The sequence below is a fragment of the Sphingomonas sp. Ant H11 genome (assembly GCF_000797515.1).
Taxonomy (GTDB): Bacteria; Pseudomonadota; Alphaproteobacteria; order Sphingomonadales; family Sphingomonadaceae; genus Sphingomonas.
The window spans coordinates 1-5,801 of record NZ_JSBN01000076.1; the positions used below are offsets into that span (position 1 = coordinate 1).

At 65.4% G+C, this 5,801-nt stretch carries 3 protein-coding genes and 3 pseudogenes; all 6 read left to right on the forward strand.

What is annotated here, in order from left to right:
• Positions 1–54: 54 nt before the first annotated feature.
• Positions 55–156, forward strand: a pseudogene (locus NW75_RS28305) (hypothetical protein); the annotation flags it as partial.
• A 35-nt stretch (positions 157–191) separates the two neighbouring features.
• Positions 192–752: an STAS domain-containing protein gene (locus NW75_RS26665; RefSeq protein WP_231565228.1), complete on the forward strand. Its 561-nt coding sequence runs from the start codon at positions 192–194 to the stop codon at positions 750–752.
• Complete coding sequence (locus NW75_RS14985; protein WP_033965991.1) at positions 749–1,381, forward strand: ParB-like protein; 633 nt, start codon at positions 749–751, stop codon at positions 1,379–1,381. Before NW75_RS26665 ends, NW75_RS14985 begins: the two co-directional genes overlap by 4 nt.
• A 190-nt stretch (positions 1,382–1,571) precedes the next feature.
• Positions 1,572–2,911, forward strand: a pseudogene (locus NW75_RS14990) (carbohydrate porin).
• Between the two features lie 67 nt (positions 2,912–2,978).
• Positions 2,979–4,798 (forward strand): annotated as a pseudogene (locus NW75_RS28310) (class I tRNA ligase family protein); the annotation flags it as partial.
• Between the two features lie 41 nt (positions 4,799–4,839).
• Positions 4,840–5,763 (forward strand): class I tRNA ligase family protein, encoded by a 924-nt coding sequence (locus NW75_RS28315; RefSeq protein WP_443024485.1) that lies wholly within the window; start codon positions 4,840–4,842, stop codon positions 5,761–5,763.
• The last annotated feature ends 38 nt before the right edge of the window (positions 5,764–5,801 follow it).

Here is a 5,801-nt window from a genome sequence, read left to right on the forward strand (position 1 = left end):
GTTTCCGCTGCGTCCGCCAATGACAGCGCCGGCGCGGCGACGCGGCGGGCGAGCTTGATCGCGGGGTGCGGGCTGGCAGTATTGATGGCGCTTGGGCTGGGTCTGGTCGCGCGCGTGCCGATGCCGGTCCTGGCGGCGGTGGTGGTTTCGGCTTTGCTCCATGCGCTTGACCCGTCGCCCTTGCGGCGGCTGTGGCGGATCGACCGCGACCAATATGTGGCGAGCGAGCGGCGCTGGGCGTGCTGGTGCTCGGCGTCCTGTACGGGATGTTGCTGGCGGTGCTGCTCTCGGTGCTGGCGATCATTCACCGGCTGGCGTCGCCTGAAGTGGTCGAACTTGGGCGGCTGGGCGAAGGTCGCGACTTTGTCGATCGGTCGCGCCACCCGGAGGCATTGGTGCAACCGGATGTGGTGGTGCTGCGGCCGGGCGAGCCCTTGTTCTTCGCCAATGCCGAACGGATCATGGCGCTGGTCGAACGGCGCGCAGTGGCGCAGGATGCGCATACGGTGATCCTCAGCCTGGAGGAAAGCAGCGATTTGGATAGCACGGCGGTGGACGTTCTAGGCGAAGCGTCGATCCGGCTGGGCGCGGCCGGGCGTGCCTTGGTGCTGGCACGGCTGAAGGATCCGGTGCGCGATTTGCTCAATGAGAGCGGCACCGCGCAGATCGCACTGGCCGGGCGCAGCGCGCGCAGTGTCGCCGATGCGGTCGATGCGGCAACACGCCCATTTTCAAAGGAGATGACGGTATGAGAACCAGCCGCGAGCCCATGCTTCTTCCCGTACCCCTCGATGCGCTGAGGCCGACGCAGATGACGGTCGGCCTGCGCGAGGTCGAGCGCAAGCGCGCCGAATGGCGCGGACAGCGCGACGATGCCGGCAAGTATCTTGGGCGGCACATGATCCCGGTGGTGCTCGGCCCCAAGGGCAAATCCTATGTGATCGACCATCATCACCTTGCCCGCGCGCTGGTCGAGGAGGGGCAGGAGGAAGTGCTGACCACCGTGGTCGCCGATCTGCGACCGCTCAGCCAGGATGCCTTCTGGGTGTTCCTCGACAATCGCGGCTGGCTGCACCCGTTCGACGAACAGGGGCAGCGTCGGGGCTATGCCGATATTCCGAAACGCATTCGCGACCTTGCCGACGATCCGTTCCGCTCGCTCGCGGGGGCGGTGCGCCAGGCGGGCGGCTATGCCAAGGAAACCACGCCGTTCAGCGAGTTTATCTGGGCCGACTATCTGCGGCGTTTGATCAAGCAAACGACGGTCGCGAAGAATTTCGACAAGGCGCTCGACAAGGCATTGGGCTATGCGCGGTCGCATGAGGCGCGGTTCATGCCGGGCTGGTGTGGTGTCGACCCGGACCTTGCGCATCACGTATGAACCGCGCGGTTTCCGGCTAGCATCGGCGGGTAGGGGCGATTACGGGGCGTGGCGATGTTGCGCCGCCGAATCCGAAGCCGGGCGGTTGGCGGGGCATTCTTAACAAGCAGATCGTCCGCTTCTGGTACTGGATAGGTGTGCGCACCCCGTTTGGGCGTACCGGCGCTGGCGCGTACATTCGGAGTCGCCGATGCGCATCTACCTCCTGGCTCTTCTGGCTGGCATTGCAGCACCGGCGATGGCGCAAACCACGCCAGCCGCCGTTTCGGGCAACGACCCCTCGACTTCGTCGCAGTCCGACGTTTTCGCCATCCACGGCCAGTTCACCCTCACCGCGCAAGGTACGCCGGGCTTCACCTCGCCTTATGCCGGGCCAAACAGCCTGACCCCGCACCAGATCAAGGAAACGACCGACGCGACGCTCTATGCCGGGGTGCGCCCGTGGCAGGGCGGCGAGGTGTGGATCAACCCGGAAATGGACCAGGGCTTTGGCCTGTCCAACACGCTGGGCGTCGCGGGTTTCCCCAGTGCGGAGGCGTATAAGGTCGGCAAGAGCAATCCCTATTTCCGGCTGCAGCGGCTGTTCTTCCGCCAGACGATCAATCTGGGCGGCGCGCGCGACGATGCGACGGCGACGCTCAACCAGTTCGCCGCGCGGCGAACCGCCGACCGGGTGGTGCTGACGCTCGGCAAGTTCGGTGTCGGCGATGTGTTCGACACCAATCGCTATGCGCACGATCCGCGCGCGATTTCCTCAACTGGACGCTCGTCGATGCGGGCAGCTTCGATTATGCCGCCGACGCCTGGGGGTATAGCACCGGCGCGGCGGTGGAATGGTATCGGGGGCCGTGGACGGTGCGGGCCGGGCTGTTCAACCTCTCCAAAATCCCCAATGGCGAGATGCTGGAGCGCGATTTCAGCCAGTTTCAACTCGATGGCGAAATCGAGCATCGCCACACGATCGGGGACCGCGACGGCGCTGTCCGCGTCACCGTGTTCCGCAATCATGGGCGGTTCGGTCGCTTCGACGATGCGCTGGCGCTTGCTGTAAAGACGGGCACGGCTCCCGACACCGCGCTGGTGCGCGATTGGCGGACGCGGATCGGCGCGTCGGTCAATCTGGAGCAGGCGGTGACGGCATCGGTCGGGGTGTTTGCGCGCGCGGGGATCGCGGACGGGCAGATCGAGCCCTATGATTTCACCGATGTCGATCGCACCGCCTCTGCTGGCGTTTCGATCAAGGGCGCGTCGTGGGGGCGCGGCGGCGACACGGTCGGGATCGCCGCCGTCGTCAACGGCATCTCCGCTGTGCATCAGCGCTATCTCGATGCGGGTGGCGTGGGGGTGCTGGTCGGTGACGGCAAACTGCCGCATCCGGGCGCGGAAGCGATTGGCGAAGTCTATTATGCGTGGGTGCCGATCGAGCCGGTTTCGATCACCGCTGATTATCAGTTGATCGGCAACCCCGGCTACAACCGCGATCGCGGGCCGATCAGCGCCTTTGCGATCCGGCTGCACGGGCAGTTTTGAGGTTGGGCAAGGCGGTCCGGCCGGGCCGCCCTTTTCTTTTGCGGCGTCGCGGCTAAAGCCAGACGCTATGAGCGAGCTTCCAAAAACCTTCGACCCCGCCGAAATCGAACAGCGCTGGTATGCGCATTGGGAAAGCACGGGCCAGTTCCGCCCGGATCGTCCCGGTGCCGAGCCGTGGACCATCGTCAACCCGCCGCCCAACGTGACGGGTTCGCTCCACATCGGCCATGCGCTCGACAATACGCTGCAGGACATCCTTGCGCGCCACGCCCGCTTGCAGGGCAAGGATGCCTTGTGGGTGGTCGGCACCGACCATGCCGGCATCGCCACGCAAATGGTGGTCGAGCGGCAACTGAATGAGCGGCAGGACAAGCGCACCAATTACACGCGCGAGCAATTCGTCGAAAAAGTGTGGACGTGGAAGGAAGAGAGCGGCGGGGAAATCACCCAGCAGCTCCGCCGCCTCGGCTGCTCGATGGACTGGGCAAACGAGCGCTTCACCATGGACGAGGGCTTTTCCAAAGCCGTCCTCAAGGTGTTCGTCGATCTGCACAAGGAAGGGCTGATTTACCGCGACAAGCGGCTGGTGAACTGGGACCCCGGCCTCGGCACCGCGATCAGCGACCTCGAGGTCGAGACGCGCGAGATCAAGGGCAGCTTCTGGCATCTGCGCTATCCGCTGGCGGATGGTTCGGGTTTCATCGAAGTCGCGACCACGCGGCCCGAAACGATGCTCGCCGATATGGCGGTCGCGGTGAACGCAGCGGACGAACGCTACACCCATCTCGTCGGCAAGCATGTGAAGCTGCCGATCACCGGCCGCCTGATCCCGATCATCACCGACGATCATGCCGACCCTGAGCTTGGCTCGGGCGCGGTGAAGATCACACCGGGGCATGATTTCAACGATTTCGAAGTGGGAAAACGCGCCGGCATCGCGGCGGGCGCAATGCTCAACATGCTCGATGCCAAGGCGCAAGTCGTGCAGGTCGCCGATCCCACCGGGTTGATCCCCGACGCGTTCCTGGGCCTGACCACGGCCGAGGCGCGCAAGGCGGTGGTCGCGCAGTTGAAGGCCGACGGCTTCCTGATCCCGCACATCGACAAGGACGGCACCGAACACGACGCCGAACCGCGCACGATCCAGACGCCTTACGGTGATCGTTCGGGCGTGGTGATCGAGCCTTGGCTGACCGACCAATGGTATGTCGACGCCGCGACGCTGGCGAAACCCGCGATCGAGGCGGTGCGCTCGGGCGCGATCCAGATCGTGCCCAAGACCTGGGAAAAGACCTATTTCAACTGGATGGAGAACATCCAGCCGTGGTGCGTCTCGCGCCAGCTATGGTGGGGGCACCGGATTCCGGCGTGGTTCGCCGAGGACGGTTCGAGCTACGTCGCCATGACCGAGGCCGAAGCGCAAGCCCAGGCCGGCGAAGGCGTCGCGCTGACGCAAGACCCCGACGTCCTCGACACCTGGTTCTCCTCGGCGCTCTGGCCGTTCGCAACGATGGGGTGGCCGGATGAGGGCACCACTCCCCCCGTTCGCTTCGAGCGAAGTCGAGAAGCCTGCGCTGGCGGTGACCGGTGTCTCGACTTCGCTCGACACGAACGGTGAGGGAGCGAGCAACGGTTTCCTAAACCGCCCCCCGCAACTCCACGGCCGTTACCCGAACGACGTGCTCATCTCGGGCTTCGACATCCTGTTCTTCTGGGATGCGCGGATGATGATGCAGGGCATCCACTTTATGGGCGATGTGCCGTTCAAGAAGCTCTATTTGCACGGCCTCGTCCGCGCGGCGGACGGGCAGAAGATGTCCAAGTCCAAGGGCAATGTCGTCAACCCGCTCGGGCTGATCGACAAATATGGCGCCGACGCTTTGCGCTTCTTCATGGCGGCGATGGAAAGCCAGGGCCGCGACATCAAGATGGATGAGAAGCGCGTCGAGGGCTATCGCAACTTCGCGACCAAGCTGTGGAACGCCTGCCGCTTCGCGCAAGCCAACGGCATCGGCGCGAGCAAGACGCTCGATGCGCCGGAGGCGACACTCGCGGTCAACAAATGGATCATCGCCGAGACGATCTCGACGGTCCAGGCGGTCGATCTCGCGCTCGCCGATCTGCGCTTCGATGGCGCGGCGAACGCGGTCTATCAGTTCGTGTGGAGCCGCTTCTGCGACTGGTATCTGGAGCTGATCAAGCCGGTGCTCGGGCAGATGGACGCCCCCGCGACCGGTGCGGAGGCCGATGAGACCCGTGCCGTCGCCGGTTGGGTGATCGACCAGATCCTCGTGCTGCTGCACCCGTTCATGCCGTTCATCACCGAGGAACTGTGGCACGCCATGGGCCCGCGCGAGAATGATCTGATCGTCGCCAAATGGCCGATGGCGGATGCACGCTCGATCGATCCTGCCGCCAGCCAGGAAATCGACTGGGTGATCCGCCTGATCGGCGAAGTCCGCGCCGCGCGGACGGAACTGGGCGTGTCGCCGGGCACGCGCATGCCGGTGCATATCCGTGATGCCAGCGCCGAAACGCTCGCACGGATCGAGCGCCAGGCGGGCGTCATCGCACGCCTTGCGCGCATCGACGTCACGCCGGGGGATGGCCCGGCCGGCGGGGCGGTGCAGGTGGTGGTCGATGAGGCGACCTTCGTCCTGCCGCTCGAAGGCGTGATCGACCTCGATGCCGAGCGCGCGCGCCTGACCAAGGGCATTGAGGCTGCCGCGAAGGAGCGCGACGCACTCGCAGGGCGGCTGGGCAATCCCAGCTTTGTCGAGCGCGCCAAGCCCGAAGCGGTCGAAAAGGCCCGCGCGACCATGCCGAAAAGGCCGCCGAGGCCGAGCGGCTGAGCGCGGCACTGGCGCGGCTGGGTTAAAATTCCCCTCCC

Excerpts from the sequence above, each read along its gene's own strand:
- NW75_RS14985 (WP_033965991.1), top strand. The coding sequence starts at position 749 with ATGAGAACCAGCCGCGAGCCCATGCTTCTTCCCGTACCCCTCGATGCG.
- NW75_RS28315 (WP_443024485.1), top strand. The coding sequence starts at position 4,840 with ATGGATGAGAAGCGCGTCGAGGGCTATCGCAACTTCGCGACCAAGCTG.